The 21,252-nt window shown below is 59.1% G+C and carries 9 protein-coding genes; all 9 read right to left on the bottom strand.

What is annotated here, in order from left to right; all coding sequences use genetic code 11:
• Positions 1–122 precede the first annotated feature (122 nt).
• Positions 123–3,038: a helicase-related protein gene (locus EOW68_RS04505; RefSeq protein ID WP_128223991.1), complete on the bottom strand. Its 2,916-nt coding sequence runs from the start codon at positions 3,036–3,038 to the stop codon at positions 123–125.
• Between the two features lie 59 nt (positions 3,039–3,097).
• Positions 3,098–4,375 (bottom strand): hypothetical protein, encoded by a 1,278-nt coding sequence (locus EOW68_RS04500; protein WP_128223990.1) that lies wholly within the window; start codon positions 4,373–4,375, stop codon positions 3,098–3,100.
• A gap of 15 nt (positions 4,376–4,390) precedes the next feature.
• Positions 4,391–6,583, bottom strand: a complete 2,193-nt coding sequence (gene pglZ, locus EOW68_RS04495; protein WP_128223989.1) for a BREX-5 system phosphatase PglZ — start codon at positions 6,581–6,583, stop codon at positions 4,391–4,393.
• Positions 6,584–6,586: 3 nt separating this feature from the next.
• Entirely contained in the window at positions 6,587–10,915 is a 4,329-nt protein-coding gene (pglX, locus tag EOW68_RS04490; RefSeq protein ID WP_128223988.1) for a BREX-5 system adenine-specific DNA-methyltransferase PglX, read from the bottom strand.
• Positions 10,916–11,006: 91 nt separating this feature from the next.
• The gene (locus EOW68_RS04485) at positions 11,007–12,176 is read right to left on the bottom strand and encodes a hypothetical protein (RefSeq protein WP_128223987.1); all 1,170 of its coding nucleotides are present in this window, start codon (positions 12,174–12,176) and stop codon (positions 11,007–11,009) included.
• A 40-nt stretch (positions 12,177–12,216) separates the two neighbouring features.
• Positions 12,217–16,059 carry a hypothetical protein gene (locus tag EOW68_RS04480; protein ID WP_128223986.1) on the bottom strand — a complete coding sequence of 1,281 codons (3,843 nt, stop codon included), beginning with the start codon at positions 16,057–16,059 and terminating at the stop codon, positions 12,217–12,219.
• Positions 16,056–16,637 (bottom strand): BREX protein BrxB domain-containing protein, encoded by a 582-nt coding sequence (locus EOW68_RS04475; protein ID WP_128223985.1) that lies wholly within the window; start codon positions 16,635–16,637, stop codon positions 16,056–16,058. The genes EOW68_RS04480 and EOW68_RS04475 overlap by 4 nt, the downstream gene beginning before the upstream one ends.
• Positions 16,634–20,311: a DUF6079 family protein gene (locus tag EOW68_RS04470; protein WP_128223984.1), complete on the bottom strand. Its 3,678-nt coding sequence runs from the start codon at positions 20,309–20,311 to the stop codon at positions 16,634–16,636. The genes EOW68_RS04475 and EOW68_RS04470 overlap by 4 nt, the downstream gene beginning before the upstream one ends.
• A complete protein-coding gene (locus EOW68_RS04465) occupies positions 20,308–21,150 on the bottom strand; it encodes a BrxA family protein (RefSeq protein ID WP_128223983.1) in 843 nt (280 codons plus the stop codon). Before EOW68_RS04465 ends, EOW68_RS04470 begins: the two co-directional genes overlap by 4 nt.
• Positions 21,151–21,252 lie beyond the last annotated feature (102 nt).

Below are 21,252 nucleotides of genomic sequence, written 5' to 3'. Positions count from 1 at the left end.
GTGATTGTAAATGCAGCAACCGAAAGAGGACGAAATATAGACGTCATTAACGCCAAGTTGATAGAAGTACCTACGGTAAGTCGGCTCAAAACATCAATGGACTGTTATATTTTCTTCTGACCTTACAGCGGCAAGGTGAGACAGTAATTCTCGACTTCAGGCGCCAGAGAGATGACCTGCTCCCGCCGTTTCAGCTCTTGGCGACGCGTCTCGATTCGCTCTTCGAGTTTTTCGAGACGTTCGCGCTGGCCCCTGATCGCAATGTCCATGTCCGAACCTGCCTCGGACTTGCGCTCGTACTCTTCGATGAAGGACTCGATGCGATCGCGTTCGGCCTCCGCGTACTCGCTGAGGTTTTCGAGTTCTCGGGCGGTCTCCTCGTGGCGTTTGGAACGGAGGTCGGCCTTGATCTCATCGACCCGGACACTCACGTAGCGGTCGGCAGCCGCCCGTAGATTGTCTTCGGCGTCCATCACCTTCCGAAGATCGGTTGCATCGGGCTTCGCAGACACCGTCTCGCCCTCGACGACTCGTTCCCCGAGCGCCTGTTGGGCGTCACGCTGTTCGGCGTCGACGAAGACGGGAATCGTCTCCTCTCGGATTACCTCTCCAGTGCCGTCCTCGAAGGCGACGCGATAATTGTAGGTGATTCCGGGCGTGTCGACGAACGGGAGGAGCTTGAGGCCGACCTCACCTCGGTCGTCTTCCAGCACGCGTGCCATGAGGCGTTGGAGGACGTCCGTATCGGGCGCCACGAACGTGATGTCCTCGTGATCCATCGCGAAATCGCGGTCGAACGTGAACGGCCCGAAGGTCGCATCCGCATTCGGTGGCCGGATGTCCTCGGGTAACTCCGCCTGATAGAGGTTGGTGCCGCGCTTCTCGAACTCGCCACCGAAGGCCTCGACTGCTTGCTCGAAGAACTCCCGAATATCGCCGGCGCTCCCGTAGACGTCTTCCGACTCGTCGACGACCTCCTGTATCTGTTGGCGACTCTCTGCGTCGAACGTGCTGGTGTCGACGAGACTCCGTTCGTACCACTCTTCGAGCGTGCGCTGGCGTTCCTCGATCAGCTCTTCGAGTTCCTCCTTGGTTGCGCTCGGCGGCTCGTCGTTCTGGATGGACTCCATGATGAGCGAGTCCACGTTGATGTCGTCGAGGATTCCGAGCACGTCCGCGGTGTTTCCGAGCTTCGAGCGAATCTCTTCGACCTTGGTCTGGAGCATTTCGAATATTTCACTCTCGCGAGTGTCGTCGAAGAGGAAGTTCCAGACCTTGACCTCCTTGTCCTGTCCGTAGCGGTGGATCCGGCCGATGCGCTGTTCGAGCCGGTTGGGGTTCCACGGCAACTCGTAGTTCGCCATGATGTGGCAGCTGTGCTGCAGGTCGATCCCCTCGCTCGCTGCGTCGGTCGCGAACAGGAGCCGCGACTGGCCGTGGTTGAACTCGTCCTCGATGCGCGCCCGCTCCTCCTTGTCGACGTCGCCGTGGATGACGAGAATCTCGTCAGCCCACGGTTCGTCCTGTACGAAGTCGAGGAGGTAGTCGAGCGTGTCCCGATACTCCGTGAACAGCAGCAGCTTCTCGTCTGGTTGCTCTTCGAGCAGTTGGCTAATGAACCGCCGCACCTTCTGGGCCTTGGAGTCGACCGGCAAATCTTCGGCGAGTGAGACGAGGTCGCGGAGCGTGTCGATCTCCTCTTGGAGTTGCTCGTCGTTACTGGCGACGGTCAGCCCGGCAATCTCGTCTTCCGCCTGCTGCTTGTCGTCCTCGTCTAGATCCTCGCCGTCGAGGTAGGCCTCAGCCGCCTCCGAGAGTTCGTCTGTCGCAGTCTGCTCGTCGAGCAGGTCTGTCAGTCGGCGGCGGAGCGTAGCGTGGATCGCACCGACGCTGCTGACCAGCCGCTTCTGCATGAGCGCCATCGCGAATCCGACTGCGGGCTCGTTCAGCTTCTCAGAGCGATTGTAGACGTTCTTGACGTAGTCGGTGACGGCGCGGTAGAACTGCCGTTCGTCGTGGGTCATCGAGACGGAGACCGAGTTGACCTCACGGTTGGGGAAGATGCGCTCGCCGTCGTCGTCATAGATGTCCGTCTTGCCGCGCCGGATCATCACACGATCGACGGTCTCTTGACCGAGTTCGCGGTTCTCCCCGACGAGGAACGGATCGATGTACTCAACGAGGGAGCGGAATGCCTCCCCCTTCCCGTCGTGAGGCGTCGCACTGAGGAGCAGTAGGGAATCGGAGTTTCCGGCGACGGTCTTGACCATGTTCGCCGTCTTGCTTGGGGAGTCTCCCCGCTTGGCGGCTTTGTGGGCCTCGTCCACCACGACGACGTCCCAGAACGCGTCTCGGAGTGCCGGCCGGAACTCGTCTTGCCGCAAGAAGGCCATGCTCGTGACGAGCTGCTGCTGGTCTTGATTCCAGATGTTGGCCTCCTCCCCCAGCCGCCGGCGTTCGCCCTCGACCCATGCACGGTCGGCGACGGTGAGATCGACGTCGAAGAAGCGATCCATATCCCGAATCCACTTCTTCTGGAGGTGAGCGGGCACGACGAACAGGACGCGGTCGGCCCGGTTGCGAGCGGACAGTTCCTTGAGAATGAGGCCGGCCTCGATGGTCTTCCCGAGGCCGACGTCGTCGCCGATGAGTGCGCGCTGCCGGAGCTTCTGCATCACCCAGTTGACGCACGCCAACTGGTAGGGCTCCAGCCGGACAAGCGAGTTCGAAATGCTCAGCAGTTGGCCCTGCTCGTGGGCGAGTTTTAGCTTCGTCGCCTGCGTGTGGAGGTCGAACCACTGGGCAGACACGGCGTTGTGATCCGGGTGAAGGTCAGCCAACCGCTGAATAGGAAGTCGCTCAAGGCCCGTCTGGTGGGGTTGGACGTCGACGTCGTCGAGACAGACCGTCTTGACGCCTTCCCCGTCGATGTAGGCTCGTAGATACTCGATGTCACCAACTGTCCGCGTCTGAATGACCTCCGCGGACGTGCCGTTGAGAACAATCTGTTGCCCGGGTGAGAAGGTAGCGTCCGTCATCGAGTGATATGTGTTTCAAGATTGCATGGAATCTTGAATCTTGTCGGCTCGTCCATCGATCAGTTCGCCTCCGAGCTGGTAAACGACCGGAGTGTCCGTTCGATCTCCGACTCGACGTAATTGAGTTCGGCTTCGTACGCGTCCACGATGGCCGAGTAGTGGCGAGGTATCTGTCCGGCCAAGTCGCGACTCTCGAAGCCCTCTGTGTACGTCTGCAACAGCGATCCGTTTGCCGCCTCGTTGACCAGCGTGCGTTCTTCACTCTCGACGAATCGAGAGAGAACGGGTTTCATCACCGTGTCCGAGACGTCGTAGTCACGTTCGTCGGAGAGGATGGGTTCGAACAGCCCACCAGCGAGGAACGGGACATCCCGGAACGAATCGGGTAGTTCGTCGCCGCGTTGCCGGGGGCGAGTGGCGAGAGCGTCGTAGAACAGCGGTTGAAGATACTGCGAGTAGAAGCTCCCCCGGAATCGGTTGAGCCCCTTATTATGCTCGCTCCACTGGTCGTGGAGTGCGACACCGTCGAGAACACCTCTGTCGATGAGCAGTTTGAGGAACGCCAACCGATCAACCAGAAGGGCCGCGAAGGCCAGTCGATCATCCTCAGAGGCACCGGCTGGCGCCTCGATCGTCTCGTGGAGATTCGATTCGAGGGACTGGTACTCGCCATCCCCCGAGATTACCTCGAGATAGAGGTCGTAGAACTCCGTGAGTCCGCCGATGGCCCGACGAACGCCGTAGTGATTGAATGTCTGGTAGAACCGCCCAAGCACGGCGTCGACTGTCCCTTCGGACTGGAGTTCCTTGTTGTAGCTCACGAGCCCACGGTCGCGGGCGATGCGCTGCACGGCGGGTGTCAAATCCTGTTCCTCGATCACGTCGACGAGTTCTGCCCGCCCGTTCCCGTGCGTCTCAATGGCGTACATCCCCCAGCGGAGGCCGTCGGTCGCGATGCCGTACTCGTACCGCTGTGTGTCGAGATACAACTCGATGTCGTCCCTCGCAGCGCCGAACCGATTGACCGACTTGTTTTCCCCGATGACTGTCTCCGAGAGGTTCTCGATAGAGAAGTCGGGCTGCTCGTCGTCAGCACCAACGGGATAGTACGGTCGTGGGGTGTATTCGAATCCGAGCGTCTCCAAGGTCGGCCAGATCAGCGCATCTTCGACACACCGCTCCGGGAGCTGGCCGAGATTGGCACTCCGAAGGGTGCCGCCGTTTTCGACTACCTCGTCGAGGCGGGGATCGGCCATCCGGTCGTCGAGCGTGTCGAGTAGGTCGACGATGTGTCCGCGAATCTCGGAGATGCTTTCCTCAATCTCTCGTGATGACATGGTAGATAGTTGTCTTCAGCCCTGCGTGATGCTGATGAAGTCGAGTACGAACTCCTGCGGGAGGAGACCGCCGTGGTAGAAGCGGGCGTCGCCGACGCCCTGCTTGCTGAACCGTTTGAGCGGACTCGCGAAGGCGCTGACGTTGGCATCGAGATAGCCCAACCGCGTGCTGGCGTCAAGCAGCACACCGGGCGACTCCTCGTCGACATCCTCGCCGGCGATCCACCGACGCCCCGAGTCCGACGCTTCGGCTGGGCGCGAGATTTTCTCGGGGATTACGTCGTGAGGTAGGAGGACGAACCCGTGGTCGGTCAGGACGTAGGCCTGATCACACTCTCCCTGTTCGATCTTCGTGCCGATGAACTCCGCGAGCGAGTCGACGCGCTGGGCGAGCATCTCCTCAAGGTCGCTGAGTTCCTTCTCCCCCATGTTGTCGAGATCGTTCTTGAAGTAGGCCACACGCGTCGACTGCCAACCTTCATCTTCCTCACGAGTAACCATCCAACCGTCGCCATCCAGCAGTGAGTTACGTCGATTCACGGTGACCTCGCGGTTGTTCCGGAGGACTTGTAGCTCGTCATCGACCAGCGAAATGTCGAACATCTGCACCTCGCCGGGTGTGAGGGCGGCCTTGCCGAACTCGGTCTCCGAGGGGAGTGTGCCGAGCCAGACGCTCTCCTCGACGGCGAACTCGGGGGCCTCTGCCGGCAGCGTCGCGACGTACTCGCGGAGTTCGTCCGCGAGACGACGGGCCAAGTCGAGTCGAAGGGCATCGATGACGAACAGTGCGACCGTCTGCCCGCTCTCGAGGCCGTTGGATTCCTTGGTGAAGAACTGGTAGGCGTGATCGTCGTCGACGAAGGGGGCACCAGCTTCGACGGTCTCGGTGACGAGGTCGCCGAGGTCTTCGAGGTAGTCGACGTACTCCGACTGGAGCTGCGTACGGAGGTCGTCCAGCGTCTCGGTTGCCGAGTGGTCACTGGGGAGAGCGGTTTCTGGCTCGCCAGAGACGACGAGGTTTAGGACGGCGTTGTCGATCTGCCACGTGCCGTCATCCTCGTCCGCGTATAGGGAGACGACGTCGTCGTTCACGCTCTCGTCCCACGTGTCGAGCTGATGTGCGAGTCGGGCCACCTCGGCGGCCTGCTCCCACGTTTGCGTCCACGGACTGTCAGGGCCGTAGGCGCCTCGGTAGTTTCCGTGGATGTCCTCGCTCCCGAGAAGGGCTTCGTGCCGCTCCTCGGCCCGGTTGAGGCACGCCTCGTAGTCGCCGGCTTCGAAGGACGCGTGCCACTCCTCCCAGAGACGACGTTCGAGCGCAGCGTCGACGATACAGCTCGACAGTTCCCACGGATCGTCGATGGTATCGATAACCTCGGGCCAAATCGTCTCACCGAGGTAGTCGTCGGCGATCAGGTTAGGTGAAGTCGTATTGTTCAGCAGCGACTTGAGTTCGGGCAAGTCGTGAGCGCCGGCGGTTTCGGCACGGAATTCGTTCGGGAACTGCTCGGCATCAGCGCCGGCGTGAATCAGCCACTCCGCGACCGCCCACCGACGCGTCTGGGTTTCGATGGCCGTAGGATCGCTCTCGTCGGCGACCGCATCGACGCCCTCGCTGGTCAGCAAGTCCTTCATCTGGTCGATGGTCTGGGGATCGTCGTCGATGTCAGCCCAGCCGTTCTCCAGCACGAACGCCACGGGATCGGTGTAGCCGCCGGTGACGATCTGGGTGCGGAGCTGTTCGAGCGTCGGGAGTTGGCCGCCGGTGAGCTGGTCGTGAAGAATCCGTGCAATCTCTCGGCGCTGTTGTGGGTCGTTGGACTCGGTGGCGTTCTTCAGTTCCCACGCTTGGAGCTGTTCACTCCCGAAGACGTGGACGGTGAGATCCTCGATGCTCATCTCCACTTCGCTCCCCGTGTGCTGGATGTCCCGGAACCAGTCGTAGTCGCCCTCTTTGTCAGCTGGTTCTTTGACATGCGGAACGTACCAGACCTGCTCACCGTCGACTGGGTCAGCACGGAGTTCGAGCGGTGTCTTCTCGGCGGTCTTCAGCGGGATACCGAGATCGGCGCACGCCTGCTGGAGGATGTCTTCGAGGTAGTTACCGTCGTCCCACCAGAGAACGATCGGATCGTTCGACTCTGCACGGTCGAACTTCCGCCGGATGGTGTCTTTCGCAGCGTCGGGGAGGGTCTGGGTCGCTTGCATAGTTTAGAGCACCTTGTCTTCGACGACTTCCGGAACGATGTTCTTCTCCACAAGCGGAGTGATATTGATTGCAACGCCGTGCTTCTGGTTCGGCTGGTAGCCGGCGGTCGTGATTTCCGACAGCGACCGATCAGACCAATCAGAGGGAACCTGCTTATCGACGGTCTGGCAGCGGTCGTCGATCTCCTCGGCCAGCGCCTTGAACTCCGCTAGCGGCGGGAGGTCATCAACGTCATCGACATCTTCATCGTCCGCAATCTGTTCGAGATACTCCTCGCCGATGGTGGACGCGTCGTCTACTCCCGTCGCCAGCGAGGCTAGCATCCGTTCGTCATCGGTCAAATTCTCGAAGGGCTCTCCATCTTCGTTCAGCAACTCCGCGCCCTCGCGCTCGAAGTAGTAGGTCATAAAGAGGATGCCGGTGCTGGAGTAGTGATCCGAGCCCTTGAGCCGCCAGTTGAAGTAGTCGAAGAGGTCGGCGAGATGCGCTTCTACAGGCTCGTCGCCGGGTTTGGCGTACTCCTCGCAGGCGTGTTCGAGTTCTTCGAGGGCGTCCAGCCACTCCTCGCGCCACTCGTCGACCTTGTCCCAGAAGCCATCGGAGAAGGTGTCTTGGAACCACTCCTCGCCGTTCATTTCGCGGAGTTCGGCGAGCGTTTCGATACGCTCGGCGGTTTCCTCGCGGAACGTGGCGACCTTGGGGGCCAACTCGCTGACGCGTTCCCGGTCATCATCGTCGAAATCCCGCTCGCTGGTGGAGCCGAGTTCCTGCATCACCTCTTCGAGTTCGGCGATTTGTTCGAGGGCGCTCGAACAGAACTCGAACTCGTCGGTCGCATCGGCGCGTTCGCTCGTAGAGAGTGACTCGTCGTTCCGGCGCTGGTTCGCTGCCGACCGACGGTCGCGGAGTTCTGCCTTTCGTGGTTCGAGGTACTGGTTGCTCAGGCGGTCGAACAGGCTGGCGTCGAGTTGATGGTAGTCGACGAAGCACGCGAAGCCCTCGCCCTTCGCGTCGGCGAGGAGCCGCGCCGTGCTGAGCTTCCAGATGATCGGCGTGTTCTCCATCGTGTCGACGTGGTAGGCGAAGAGGTCGTCTTCGATGAACGACCGGAGGTTGGGGTACGCCACGTCGCCGGCAGATTCGGCCCCGAGGATGTCGTCGACCTCGACGAGGCGGTCTTCAGCATACTCGTCATACGCATCCTCGAATCGCTCGACGATTCGGTCGAGCATATCAGCCTGTTCGTCCGTACCTTCAAGCGGGATGATGCCGTCATCTTCCTCGCGGACGGCCCCCATCGCGAAGTGGTGGACAAGGCCTTTGGCTTGTTCATCAATATTCTCTGGAACGCCTTCGACAGTATCTTCATCTTGAATTTCCCTATCCTCAGCTGTTTCAGAAGTTCTAAGAAAGACTTCTTGTTCAATAAGGTCTCGCGTGTCCTCGTCTATATCGAGCAGTTCGTATATGATCGAGTCAATTTCTTCTGATAAAGTTTCCAGCTTATTGTGCCGCCGGATCTTCTGCCGCTCGTTTTCAAGAGCAGCATTCTTAATTGATAACGCAGGATCTACAGAGTTGTCTTCCTTTATCCACTCTTCTACTTCTTCAGTATGTGGATGATCGTAGAAGAACCCAGATTCCGGTGCTAATGCAGCGGATTTGTAAAACGGACTTGTCGGATTTTTTGTATGCTGCTTAATTCTTGTCCGATACTGTTCTACTGCTAGTTCTGAAACTTCGTCTACAGAAAGTTCATCAAGCCAAGGCAATCCTCCGACTTCACCAACATTCCACATTCGATCTAAAGTCTGAGATATGAACATATTATGATAGAGATTCGAGTTCAATACAGCCATCATAGTCCACGGAGATTCATCTCCCCGTGGAATTAACATGAAGCCAGCATGGCTAAACAGACCTCCCGGATAGTATCCAAATCTTCTCCCGGTTTGCTTAATGTAAGTCCACGTCAATCCTTCTTGACCATACAGATCCTCATTTGGCGTTCGAACATAATCGCCAGACCGTTTCATCACAATTGACCCGCCTTCACCCCACTCTACTGTCTTTGGAATATGTGGAACTACCCAAGCATTTGATCCGCCTTTTGTCATGGGTTTGAACCGGTCGAAATCGGACAACTCCCAATGTTCCCTCGTAAATCGGTCGTTATTCCCAGTCACAATACCAGTAACAGCATGAGCCACTGACTCCCCTTCAATACCGGCCTGAACGGCGTCAATTTTTGTATCGTTATCTTGTAACTCTCTAACGATACCCGGAACAGAATAACAGATTGGAGTTCTTGGAATGGATTCAAACTCGCCCAAACTAAGCTCGAAGTATCTCTTTACCTTCGTGTCTAAACCCGACGCAATGTTTGTGAACGCTTCTTCTTTCTCTTGAGTGGGCAAGTCGTGAAGCCGAAAGAACGTTCCCGTCGGTTTTTGCTCTGCACCATTCCGTACGACAGTACCGACTGTCCGAACAGTTGCGTTATCAAGGATACCATTGCCAAATTCTGCTAAAAAGTCAAAACTACCTTCACGCCCTATGAAGTCCCTCCGAAATTTCTCGTATCGGCCTTTAAACATGAAGGTGCTTGGAATCAACATACCGATACGGCCATATTGGTTTGTCAATCTGCTACAAACTTCGAAGAAGTTGATATAAAATTCACTGGGGTATGAATAATGTGATTCAACATAGTCCTGAACAACGTCTGGCATTCGATTCTTTGATCCATACGGGGGGTTCATTAATGCCACATCGTAGTCCTGTGCAAGCACATCGAGCAATCGTACAAAACTACGCAAGTCCTGTGCTAAGAACGAATCTTCATCACGATGCTCTGAGATTGCCTTCTGTAGGGTGTGGAGGAAACTGCTTAAAGTGTAGTCAGCAGAGAAATCGTCTTCGAAGGTTAACTGAAGGCCACCCTCTTCATCACTAAACATCTCACCGATAGTTCCTCGAACGTCGAGAAGGCTTCCTAGTCCGTGGATGTTCTCGAATGCGCCGAGGATATTTTCTAACGCCTCGCGAACATCCTCTTCACTTAGAGCGCCCTCGATACTCGAGCTGCTCGAAATAACTTCCTCGAAAACCGCCTCAACACCCTCGACATCAGCTACCTTGGCGTCGGCACAGACGATACCGACTTCTGGCATGTCGAAGCCGTTGGCACCCTCCGCTTCAGCACGCGTACGCCCCTTCAAATAGAGGTTGAATGCAGCGAGTTGGCAGGCCCGCATGTCAAGGTCGACGCCGTAAAGGTTGTTCCGCAGGATTTCTCGGGGGATCTCGGCGTGGTCGAGGTCAGTCTCGGCCCGATAGATTCGCTCCAGCACGTCGAACGCATACAACAGAAAGTGTCCGCTACCACAAGCTGGATCGATGACGCGGATGTCCTCAGGGCCATCAAATTCCGGGGGCTCACCTTCCTCTTCAGAGGGGACAAGATAGGTACAGAAGTCCGCGATGTCCGGAGATTCGTTAGGGGAGAGAGGGCGGTTCTTGCGCTCGTTGGATGTCATCGAGTCCTGCCTTTCGACGGTATCCTGTAACTCCCCTTGATCTTCGAGATAGAGTTTGCCGAGGGAGTTGTCAGTGAGCATCCGCACGACCCAGTGGGGGGTGTAGAACTGGTTCGCCGCCGGTACGTCTTCGGGCTCTAATCCCTCGTGGTCGCCCTTCCGTCGAAGATCGTCGAGGAGTTTGACATTGTAGTATTCGTAGACCCAACCGAGCACGTCATCGGCTCGCCAGACTTCGTCAGAAACCTTGTCAAGCATCTCACAGAGGTCTTCGTAGGTGTCGTCGTCGGGATCGATCAGACTGTAGGCAGTCGAACGGTCGAAGAGAATCTCGATCTCCTCGGCGAGGTCGTCGCACGCGTTTCGGTAGGCTTCGAGGACGGCTTCCTCCTCAAGCATGAACTCCTCGGTGACCAGCCGGTCGGCCGCCGGCGTGAGCCCATCCTCACGGAATCGCGTCACCTCGTCATCGATGAAGTTCCGAACCTCCATACAGCGGAGAGCAGCGAGCCGATTGACGATAGTGTAGCCGACGCCGGTGATGTACTGTTCGTAGCCCTCGTCCCACTCGTTACCGTCGACGGCTTCCAATTCGATGGCCTCGACGAGATCTTCCTCCTCGTCGCTCAGGGGCGCGTCTTCGTCAGGACGCTCTTCGAGATCATACTCCTCGAGCTGGTAGCGAACGTTCGCTTCGACGCGCTCCCGCATCTCGGTGACGATGTCTTCGAGATGCTCGCGCTCTTCCTTGTCGAGCTGAGCCTTCCGCGGAGCCGCAGAATTCCCTTCCATAGTAGAGTTAGTGATGTTTCGTTCAGAACCACGGAGGTGTCTTGAAGATTGTCCATCCGGGAAGGCACTACAACGAGATGGAACCATCCTTTCAGCTTGTACTCATTGGTGAATCGTGTAAATATGCCTCCCAGAGGGCGTCCAAATCGAAATCCTCGATGAACCGATCTCGTTGGCTCGCAGAGAGTTTTTCTGCTAATTCGGTGAACACGGTTTCCCACTCGTTAGGAGCCAATATCGGTGGATAGTAGATCCAGCCATTCGATTTCTCGACGTTGTAAGAGTTGATTTTGAAGAGGTTTGAATTGCTGAATCTGAGCATTATGCCAGCTGGCTCAGGGTATCCCTCTCGCTCGGCTCTCGCGAAAGTACTTCCATCGTCTTTGAAGTCCGATGGAGTGAGATCCGTTGTATCAACCACCCACTGCTGTAATTTCTCGAAGTTACCTTCAAGGAACACCTTCCGTCGAGTCTCGAGAGACATCTCACCGAAGAGTTCCTGAAGACAATCTTCTGGAAGCTCCATCGACGAGGATTGGTTCTGTTCTTCACGGCGGGAGAACGCCCAGAAGGTAAGTACTGGATCACTATCTGGGTCTTTTGGGCCAACGAGCAACCGTTTGCGGTGTTTGTCCCCGCTTCCACCAGTCTTGCTCACTCCGAGCGTTCCCCGCACCATACCCTTCTGAAGAAGGCGATGGTTGAACTCGCTGAGTAGATACTCGTCTCGAGAGGCAACCTCGCCACTTGGGACAGATTCGCGAGCCTCCTCGAAAAGGCGGTAAATATCCGACCACTGGATGGTATCCCACGGCTGCCTATCTTCACCTTGCTCATCGATGTCGAAGGCGTCAACGTAATCATCGAGCTGGCTGCGCTGAAGATCAGAGCCACGAACCTTTGCCTCAATAAACACATCATACAGAGACTCTCCCTCAGAATTCTTGATTCGGACTCGGGCGTCCACTTGCGGTGATTCTCCCGCGCCACCCCCGTCTCTTACCCCACCAGTTCTTGAAAGACCGATCAGAATCCTCTCTGCCGAATCAGAAGACACCCTCTTAGCAGGCACTTCCGTTTCGTACTCAAATGTAGCCGAGTCCGGTAAGGAGCGACCAGTACAGAACTCAAGAACCCGCTGTGATACGGGGAACTCCGTGTCCTTGAGAGTCTTAACGAGCCCGTGTACGGTATTCTTTTCTAATGGGTCTGCTTTCTCTCCGGATTCGTAATAGAATATGTTATCTTTGTATTCACGCATGTCCCGATTCTCATACCCCGCTGACAAAAAATTCTACCACTCAGTCGAGCGACTCAATCAGCACTACGGAACCATCCTCAAGTTCGTCCATCGTCTCCCTAATCCGCCGCATCTGCTCGTCCACGCCCTCAAGCAACTGTTCGGCTTCCTCGATTAACTCCCCCACACGTTCGTCGCTCAGCGGGATGGTTCCTTCGACGGCGTCAACGACTGCCGAGGTAACTTCGTGATCGGGGTGTTCAGCCTGCAGTTCGTCGGCGAGTTCCTCCAGCCGTTCGTCGACCTTGAATGGGTCTTCGGCTTCGTCAAGGAGCCTTTCGACCTCGTCCACGCTCGGTGGCTGTGACCGAGAAAGCGTCTCATCCACGTCACTCGTAACCGGGTGGTTCGGATACTCCTCTTCGAGCCGTCTCGACGCGTCGAGAAGCTGCGACCAGAGACTGGACTTGCCGCCGGACGATTCGAGGAGTTGCCGCGCCCTCGAGTATCGCTCGGCTTGCTGAACGACCGCCGGATCGACGAGTTCCTCCTCCGAGAACGAGTCACCCTCCCATGCCACCTCAAAGAAGTCGTACAGATCGTCGATGGTCACCCCCTCGAATTCGACGGACACCCGGTCGGCAATCTCCTTGCTGCTCCCGTCGTGGGCATAGAGCCACGTTGCGAGGCTGGAGACAACGCTCTCCGGCGCCTCGTCGGCGGGCGTCTCGCCGGTGATGCGCTCGTACTGCTCCCGAACGACGCGCTGTCTGTGGGCGTCTGCCTCGTCGATCAGCGCCCGAAGTCGCTCGGCGTCGGGCACATCGATACCGCCGGCGATGCCCTGCATGTCACCGGTGACGTCAGCGCCGGGATGGAGGCGCTGCATCTCGGCCGTCCGCTCGCTGAACCGCTCCCACAGGGTCTCATCGTCCTCGTCCGGCCGGAACAGCCCTCTGGCCCGAGCGAACCGTTCGGCCTGTCGCTCGACCGCATCGGTCGCGAAGTCCTCGGTCTTGAGCGCCTCACCGCCGAGTGCCGGTTCGAGGGCGTCCTCAAGTTCGTCCAGCGACGCACCCTCGCCGAACTCTCTACTGACGCCCCGAAGGACGCGTTTCACCAGAACGCTGTTCTCGTCGACCCACTCGGCCAGCTCCGAGAGCCACGCGTCCGGGTCGCTACCGTCCGGCGACTCGCCCATGAGCGTCCGGACGGTCTCCCGAATCTGATCGGGATCGATGCCGTCCAACGACTCGAACCGAATCTGTACGCCAGTCATGTTCGTCTTGTTCCTGACCGCCCGCCCGATCTCCTCGGGTTCAGTGATGTACTCGTCGTCGCGACGGAGGGCGATCTCGTTGGCCGTGGCGAGCGTGATCAAAAGCGCCGCGATGGACTCCCGTGGCGTCCCACGGTAGTTGCCGCCGCGCTGGACGGTCTGGGCGAGCAAGTCCTCGCCGCGGAGCGACTGGGTGTTCTCGTAGTCGTCGAGGAACTCCTGACACCAGCCGTCGGCGAGTTCCGCCCGGTCGGTGTCAACGCCGAGCGTGACGGCGTCCTCGCTCGACAGCGGCCAGTCGTCGACGCCGCGGAAGAACCGCGCCATCTGCTCGGCGTCGTTGACTTCGGTGATCCCGTTCGTCAGGACGTGCCGCGTTTGGCCGAAGACCGACCGTACCTGTCCCGTCACGACTTGCTCGAACGCGTCGCCGTAGCGACCCCGTGTGTCGCCGGTGCGGACGTAGACATCCGCCTCGTCGAGCTGCTCGCGCACCGTGGATTCGAGTGCGAGCTGTTCGTCACGATGGTCGGACTCCAAGTCAGAGTAGGTCTCGGTCTCCTCCGAGAGGACTTCTTGCATCCCCATGACGTCCCGTAACCGGTCAACGGTCGACTCCGGAATATCGACGGCTACGAGGATGTGCTCACCGCCGTCCTGTCCCCCGTTTGTCGACTGCCACACGTCCACCTGATCGGCCACCGTGTCGGGCTGGTCGGCGACCAGCCGGACGCGGATGGCGTCGAACTCCGGGGTGGGAGCCCGCTCGATCGGATCGAGGATGGAGTATTCAAACCGGAGCGGCACCCGGCGCTCACCATCGAGATCGACCTCGTGTCGACTGCCCGATGAGAGGAGGTGGTTGCTCCCCTCCTGCAGGTACGTCTCCAACTTGGCCGACAGCCGGTGAGACGAAATCTGCTGCGCCCGAGTCTTCGCTCTCGTCAGGATGTCTTCCTGTTCCTCGGAAACCAGCAGGTACTCTTCGTCCCCGCGGTCGTTGGTCTCGGTCAGCACCTTCCTGTCCTCGACGAGGTCTGCCAGCGCAGACTCGACGTCGTCTCGGAATGATGCGAGCGACTCGTCTGTCGACCCGACCATCAGTCGGGCAAGGTTCGACGGCGTGGACGGCACCTCCGAGCGCACCTGATTCAGGAGGTACAGCGCCTTCGCGACCCGCACCGAGAACGCGTCTTCATCCCCGCCGGTGGATGGGACGAGCTTGTTGTCGACCATCTCCTGCACCCACAGCGGGACGTACGTCGTCTCCTCCACCAGTAGGTCGTACAGTTCGTCCCACGTGACGAGCGCGCCGACGGACTTCTCGCCCCACTCGAACCGCGTGAACAGCGACCGCACGAGGATGAGCAAGGCCCGACCCTGCACGTACTCTTCCTCGGTCACGCGACCGCGCGGCATCAACTGCTGGATCACCGTGCGCAACAGGCCAAGATCGTACTCGCGGAAGGGATAGGACTCGATTGCATCTGGATCCGTACCCGTGATGTCAGAGTACGCGTCGAGCGTGAGATCGGGCATCTCCTGAATCGCCGGCTCGACTGCCCGCTCGCCGTCGCCGTCCTTCTGGAGCCACCGTTTGCGGACGATGATCTCAGTGTCGGCCCCTTCGAGCGGCTCCTGTTCGCCCCACCACGGCTCGTCGGTGACGTCAGAGTCCTCGAACTCGCTGTGGATGCGCTGGAAGGGATACTGTCCCGTGCCGACGATCGGCGGATTTGGCCCGGTCGCGGTATTCGTCAGCGCCTCCATCGTCTCTTGGAACTCCCGGTAGCGGTGGCGACCGTCGCCGATGAACAACGCCACCTCGTCGAGGCCGATCAGCAGCTCCGTCTCGGTATCGGCTGTACTCAGGGCGTCCTGTGCCACCTTGACCCGGGAGACGAGTTCTTCCGAGTCGAATTCGCCGGGGTCGACCTCGTCGATCGCATTATCGATCGACTGTTTCACCTCGTCGCTGGAGCGATACGGTGAGTCGTCGAGAGTGGGGACAGCTCCATATAGCCAGCTCCGCAGCGAGGCCCGCTCGTCGTACACCTCGTCGAACGTCCGCCCGTCGTATTCGATCTCTTGCAGTTGCTCCCAGCAGTCGCCGTGGTTCATGTCCAGCTGCCACGCCCACTCGAGCAGCCAGTTCGGATCAGTCGGATACCCGAGTTCGCGGCCGATGGCCTCGTAAATGAGGTAGGGAAGTGGCGGCTCCTGTGACGCGTCCCGGTTGAGAAGGTTGAGGAAGACCGGCTTCAGACGGTCGACGTGGGAGTCCGCGATGCTCTGTCTGAACGACTGGAAGCCCGGCCACCGGCTCGCCAGCTCCTCGCCGAGGTCGGTGAACTCCGATTCGGTGTCGGCGGCAAACCCGGCGAGCTTCAGGAGGTGGGTCTTCCCCGACCCGAACGTCGCAGAAATGTAGAGGAAGCGCGGGTCTTCGTTCGGATACCTGTCGACGAGGTTCCCAAGCGTGGTGAGGACGCTCCGTGCGCTGTCCGTCTCGTAGAACTCGCGCACGTCGTTCTCGGCCTGTGTTCTCGCGTTGACCTTCTGGACTTCCTCAAGTTCGCGGGTCGGTGACTGCTGGAAGATGTCGTGGATACGTTGGTCGCTCATTGGAGATGCACCCCCTCGATGCGGCCGTCAATCTGGTGGGCCGGGTAGTAGTTGCGCGATTCCTCGCCGAAGAAGCTCAACTTCCCGAGAGTGATTTCACCGGGGAACGGGATACCGATCGTTGACTGGACGTTGCGGCGGTCGAGTTCGTCAAGCAGCTCCGAGGCACGGGTGAACGGGTAGAGACTGCCGAGGTGGGTCAAGACCACCACGTGTCGCTGCTGGTCGGGAGCCGCGATTTCTTCGACCATGACCCCGATCAGTTCCTCTGCCAACCGATCTTGCATCGTGTCTTTGATCGTAGCCGGCTGCGATCGGTCACCGAGATCGACCGCGAGGTCAAACACGTCGGTCTCCACGAGCAACTCGTCCAACCGGAGGACTTGCACGGTTCCGTCCACGGGAAACCCATCGGTTTCGTGTGGATTTTCTGCCCACTCGACGAGGCGGTCGGCGACGCGTCGCTCGTATTTCGGCTGAACGGGGACGATCACGAACGGGTTTCGGATGCCGCGACGCCCGTCTGCAAACCGGGCAAGTCGCTCTTTGAAGTCGTGGAGGGGACGGTTGCTCGTCATCGGACGATCATCCCCGTTTCCATCCGCTCGATACTGAGGTCGTGACGCTCGACCAACCGCTCGAGTTCGGCGTCTAGCGACTCCCGATCCAACGGGAGCAGGCCGACTGCAGTGACCTCCGACGGCGGTTGGTTGCCCACGATCGCTTGCAGCTCTTCGAACGTGGCCCGCAACTCGTCGATCTCGCTGCCCGCGACCACGTGGAGTGGCTCGGTATCGACCAGCGTGTCCGTCGCCCGTATGAAGTCGTCTGCCTCTGTGCCCGTCGTGCCCCCGGTCACGGTGGTGACGGCCTCCGAGACATCCTCGTACCACGACGCGGCCCGGCGAAGCGGCGTGATGTACGCGTTCTCGAAGGCGGGGCGAACGTTCGATCCGAAGTCACTCGGTGGCCGGATCCACGGGTGGTCGTCGAGATCACGAACGAACGCGTCCACATCCGTCGACGATTGGAACGTTTCCCACGCGTCCTCGATGGCGTCGTCCAACGATGGCGAGACTGTTCGGGCGTCGTTGAACCTGTCCCAGCCGTCGTGCGTCCACCACTCGTCGTCGTACTCCGCGATACTGTCCCGAAGCGCCCGGCTGGCAGTGTCGCACTCGTCGGTCAGCCAGTCGAAGGACTGCTGAGCGAGGGTGAGCTGGGCGTCGAGCTGCGCCAGCGCCGGCAGGCGGAGGTTCCACACCTCCTCGGCATCGTCGTACCACTCTTGTGCGTCGTTGGTGGCCTCAACCACTTGCTGCCAGTCGGTATCTCGTGACTTCACGGCCTCGTGGCGGGCGACGGCCGCCTGCTGTTTGTCTTCGAGAGCGTTGACGAACGCGTCGAGCAGTCCCCGAACGGGCTGTGTCTGGAGGTCGCTCTTTGCGACCAGCTCAACGTCCTCGATGAGACTCCCGAGACGCCCGGCGAGAGTCTCGTTCGCGGACTGGAGCCTGACCATCCCGTCCGGGATGGTCTCCGTCGAGTCGATGAAGCCGCCTGCTTCGAGCGCCTTGCGGACGCCACTTCCCCCCGCGATCTTGAGACGTGTGGTCGTCAACTCGCTCAGGTTGATGACGGAGTCGAGTTCGAGCGAGTCCCCGGTCTCGTCGACGGGGAGGAAGTCACCCTTGCGACAGAGCCCCCAGATAATCGCACAAAGGGCGGGGCGGGCATCCTCGTAGATCGGTTTCCGGTCGGTGATCTCGTCAAGAACGGTGGCCATCGCGAGGCTACCGCCACTCTGATCTAATGGCGTGTGGGTAAACGATCTCACGTTGTTCTGAATTCTTCCACCGTGGGTCTCCGGATCCTCGGTAGCGACCTCGATCTGCTGGCTCCACCCCGGAAGCGGGTCATTGGCAGAGAGTCCGCGGAGTTCCCGCAGATGTTCCTCATTGACCTGCAGCATTACTGGGTGGAAGTCATCGGGATAGCGAACCTCCACGAACTCTTCTACCGCCGCGGACAATCCGTGGATTTCCGTCCGATCCTTGACCGTGAACGAGCCATTATCGAGTGCTTGAACAAGTTTGCTACGGACACGAGTTGCTCGATCTGTGAGGTCGCGTTCGACGGATTCTGGAAGCTCGTCACCCACGGCATCTCTGAGTGCCCACCAATCTACTAGACTGTCACGGAGGTCGTTTAGTCCGTCTTCACTTATCACCCACTCCATCGGATCGTCTTCAAACTCATTTTGACGCGGTGCTAGAGAAATACCCTCAATAGCCACCTCCACATCAAGTGAATCGTCAGATTCGACCGTGGTCTCGAACGGAGTCCCATCGACAGTAAATTCGTAGCGAACCGGATACTGTTCGCTGGTGTCGCCGTATTCGGCTGCCGTCGGAAGCGAAATATCACGGACGATGTCGTCCCAGAGATAGGTGTCCAACTCCTCAATGATGGCTTCCCAGTCGATATTATTCAGGTTCTCTTCGGCCCGTTCGTAAATCTCGCGCTCTACTGGCCCCGTGAATGCATACTTCGCTCCCGCCTCGTCGTGCGTCGGCCGGATAAACTTCCGGAGGCGTTGAAGTGATTCCTCGACACGGTTTTCCATCTGGAACTGGGTTGGGCCGTTGAGGTCGCTCAGTATGGCGACAGCGAGGTTCCGCTCGGACATTGGGATCGTCTCGGGAACGTGCTGTAGAAGAAGTACGGCCTTCGCTACATCTATATCGAGTTCTTCCAGTTCGCCCCGTTCCTGTTGCTCTTCGATCTCTTCGATGACTGCAACGTCCTGCGGCGTGATGTCCTCAAGTTCCGGCTCGATGAGGTCGTAGAAGTTGACCAGCGAAACGAGATGCGTCTCTTCATCAGCATCCAGCCACTCCTGCAAAAGGCCGTGGACAAGCGCCAGAATCGCCCGGGCCGTCCCCGAGAAAATCGACTTGGCCGGGTCGTGAGCCTCTTGTCGGAGATTCGAGAGAATATCGAGGAACAGCGCCGGCTGGTATGGGAGGAAGGGATAGAAGTCAAGGAGACGGTCGCGGTCGATGTCGTCGAGCGGTGGTTCGGTGTTTTGCTCGATTCCCGAGTACACGAGTAGCGTCTCCGGCTCGTTGCTGGTGCGTTCGAGGACGCGTTCCGTCTCTCGTCTCCCGTCTGTCGTCTTCTTGAGCAGCCGTTGGGTCGAGATTTCGCCGACGTGCCTGCTCGGGAGCCCGAACCGGTGTGGGAATCGATCCTTGACGATGCTGAAGTCAGCGCCCCGGGCGGCGAACTGCGGCTGAACGTCCTCGATCTTGGCCTGTGCGGTCGCGACCATCTGGATGTCCCCGTCGCCGATCTCGTCGACGCTTTCTGCGAGCGTCTGCAGCTCGGTCAGGCGGTCGAAGTCAGTACCGATGAACAGGCTCACCTCGTCCAGCAGCAAGACAAGTTTGACCGGGCGACCGAGTTCGTCCTCGCGGTCGCTCCGTAGCTGTTCGAGGCGGCTGACCATCGCCTCGGGGTCGAGATCCGAGGGCGTCAGGTCGTCCAGCCCGTCGGCCGTGCCGGTCTCCTCCTCAAAGAGCGCGGGGAGGACGGTCTCGGCCAGCGCGTTGTACTGCTGGACGTCCTCCCAGTCGTACTTGTCGGGGTCGGAAACGGTGTCGCTGAGTGCAGACCGAGCATGAGCCGTGCGGTCGGGCCACGCGTTGGTCGTCCGATACCAGTCCTCGAAGTAGGCGACGTCGAGTTGCGGGGAGAACCCGTCTTTGACACCCGTGAGCCGCTCGGACGTGTGGGCAGCCTGCAGGACGATCTCGCTGAAACTGAGTTCTTTCTGTCCTTGGTGCTTCAGGAGGTTCACCGAAATCGGGATAACCTCGTACTCGCCGTGGATCGACTCCCACGTCGTCTGCAACGCCGACAATTCTCGTCCGTCGGTGAGCTGTCCCCAGATGTCATCTCGCCCACGGCGCCACTCGCTGTCCATTAGGCCGCGAAGCACGCTGAGGAGGTGGCTCTTCCCGCTGCCGTAGTAGCCGTAGAGCCAGTAGTTCGCCCCCGACCGCATGTCCTCCGACCGACCGAGCAGCCGCGCGAAGAAGTCCGACATGAAGTTCTCGGCCTCGTCGGTCACGTGGTAGGTGTCGATCGACTCCAGCCGGTGGTCGCGGCCGTCGTCCTCGCGGTCGATCCGTACGGACTCCTCGAAGTCGACCCCGACGTCGGCGGCGAACCACGTCCCGTCAGTCATGAGTTATCCTCCATCGGCTCGGCCCAGCCGTACGTCTCGTCGACTGGTTGAAGTCGCAGCTCTCCGTGAATTCCGCTCGCCTCCCAGCTCGGATGCTCACTGAGGCGTTCGGCCAACGAGTCCCAGTACGGCTCCGGTTGGAAGAGATAGAGCCACCCACGAGGTTGGGTGAGCCACTCATCCTCTTCCTTCTCCCACGAGTAGCCCGAGGCGACGAGAAGAGGGATCTCACCGAGATTCGGGGGCTGTCCTTGTAGCGTTTGCTGTGTTTCGAGGACGCCAATCTCTCGCAGTACGCTTCTGAATCCTTCACCCCACCTCGCGGTCGTTGAGTCGGCGTAATCGAATTTCCCACCGTCCGAGTAATGAAAGCCTCCAAGAATCGATTCGAGGACATCCTGTTCGAAGTCCAAGCTATCAGTACTGCGTTCCTGCAGTCGTCGTACATATTCATGAACGACGAATCGAACGAGCGGGTCGTCTTCGACGAGGTAGAAGTACAAGACCTGTGCCTTGTCTCGCGTGGTGTCGCACTGCTCGAAGACGGACGGCAGTTGCGAAATCGACGGCAACGAGGTGTCCGCAGTCTTGAACCTCGAACTCAGGACTCGGTAGACCTTCCGCGAGCTGCCGCGTGTGCTTCGCCCGTCAATCCGTTCGTCGAACCATCGATCTTCGACCGTCGTCCAATCACGATGGGACGCGTAGAGGTTCGCCATCTCTTCGGCTTTCTCGACGAGAAGACCACACATCGTGAGATCCATCGAGACTTCGTCGCGAGAAAACGATGAATCGAGAGAGGGAATTTCAGATGTGCCCCCATCGCTGCGTAGGCTCATACTTTCAGACGACCCCTCGTGGACACTTATTTGATATGGTGCAGGTGTAGTCTGGAGTTTGGGAATTTTCACAAACTTAGCTAACGCAATCAGGGACTCACA

Origin of the sequence: Halovenus amylolytica, assembly GCA_004015825.1 — an archaeon.
Classification (GTDB): domain Archaea; phylum Halobacteriota; class Halobacteria; order Halobacteriales; family Haloarculaceae; genus Halovenus; species Halovenus amylolytica.
This window is presented reverse-complemented; position numbering and strand designations above follow the sequence as displayed.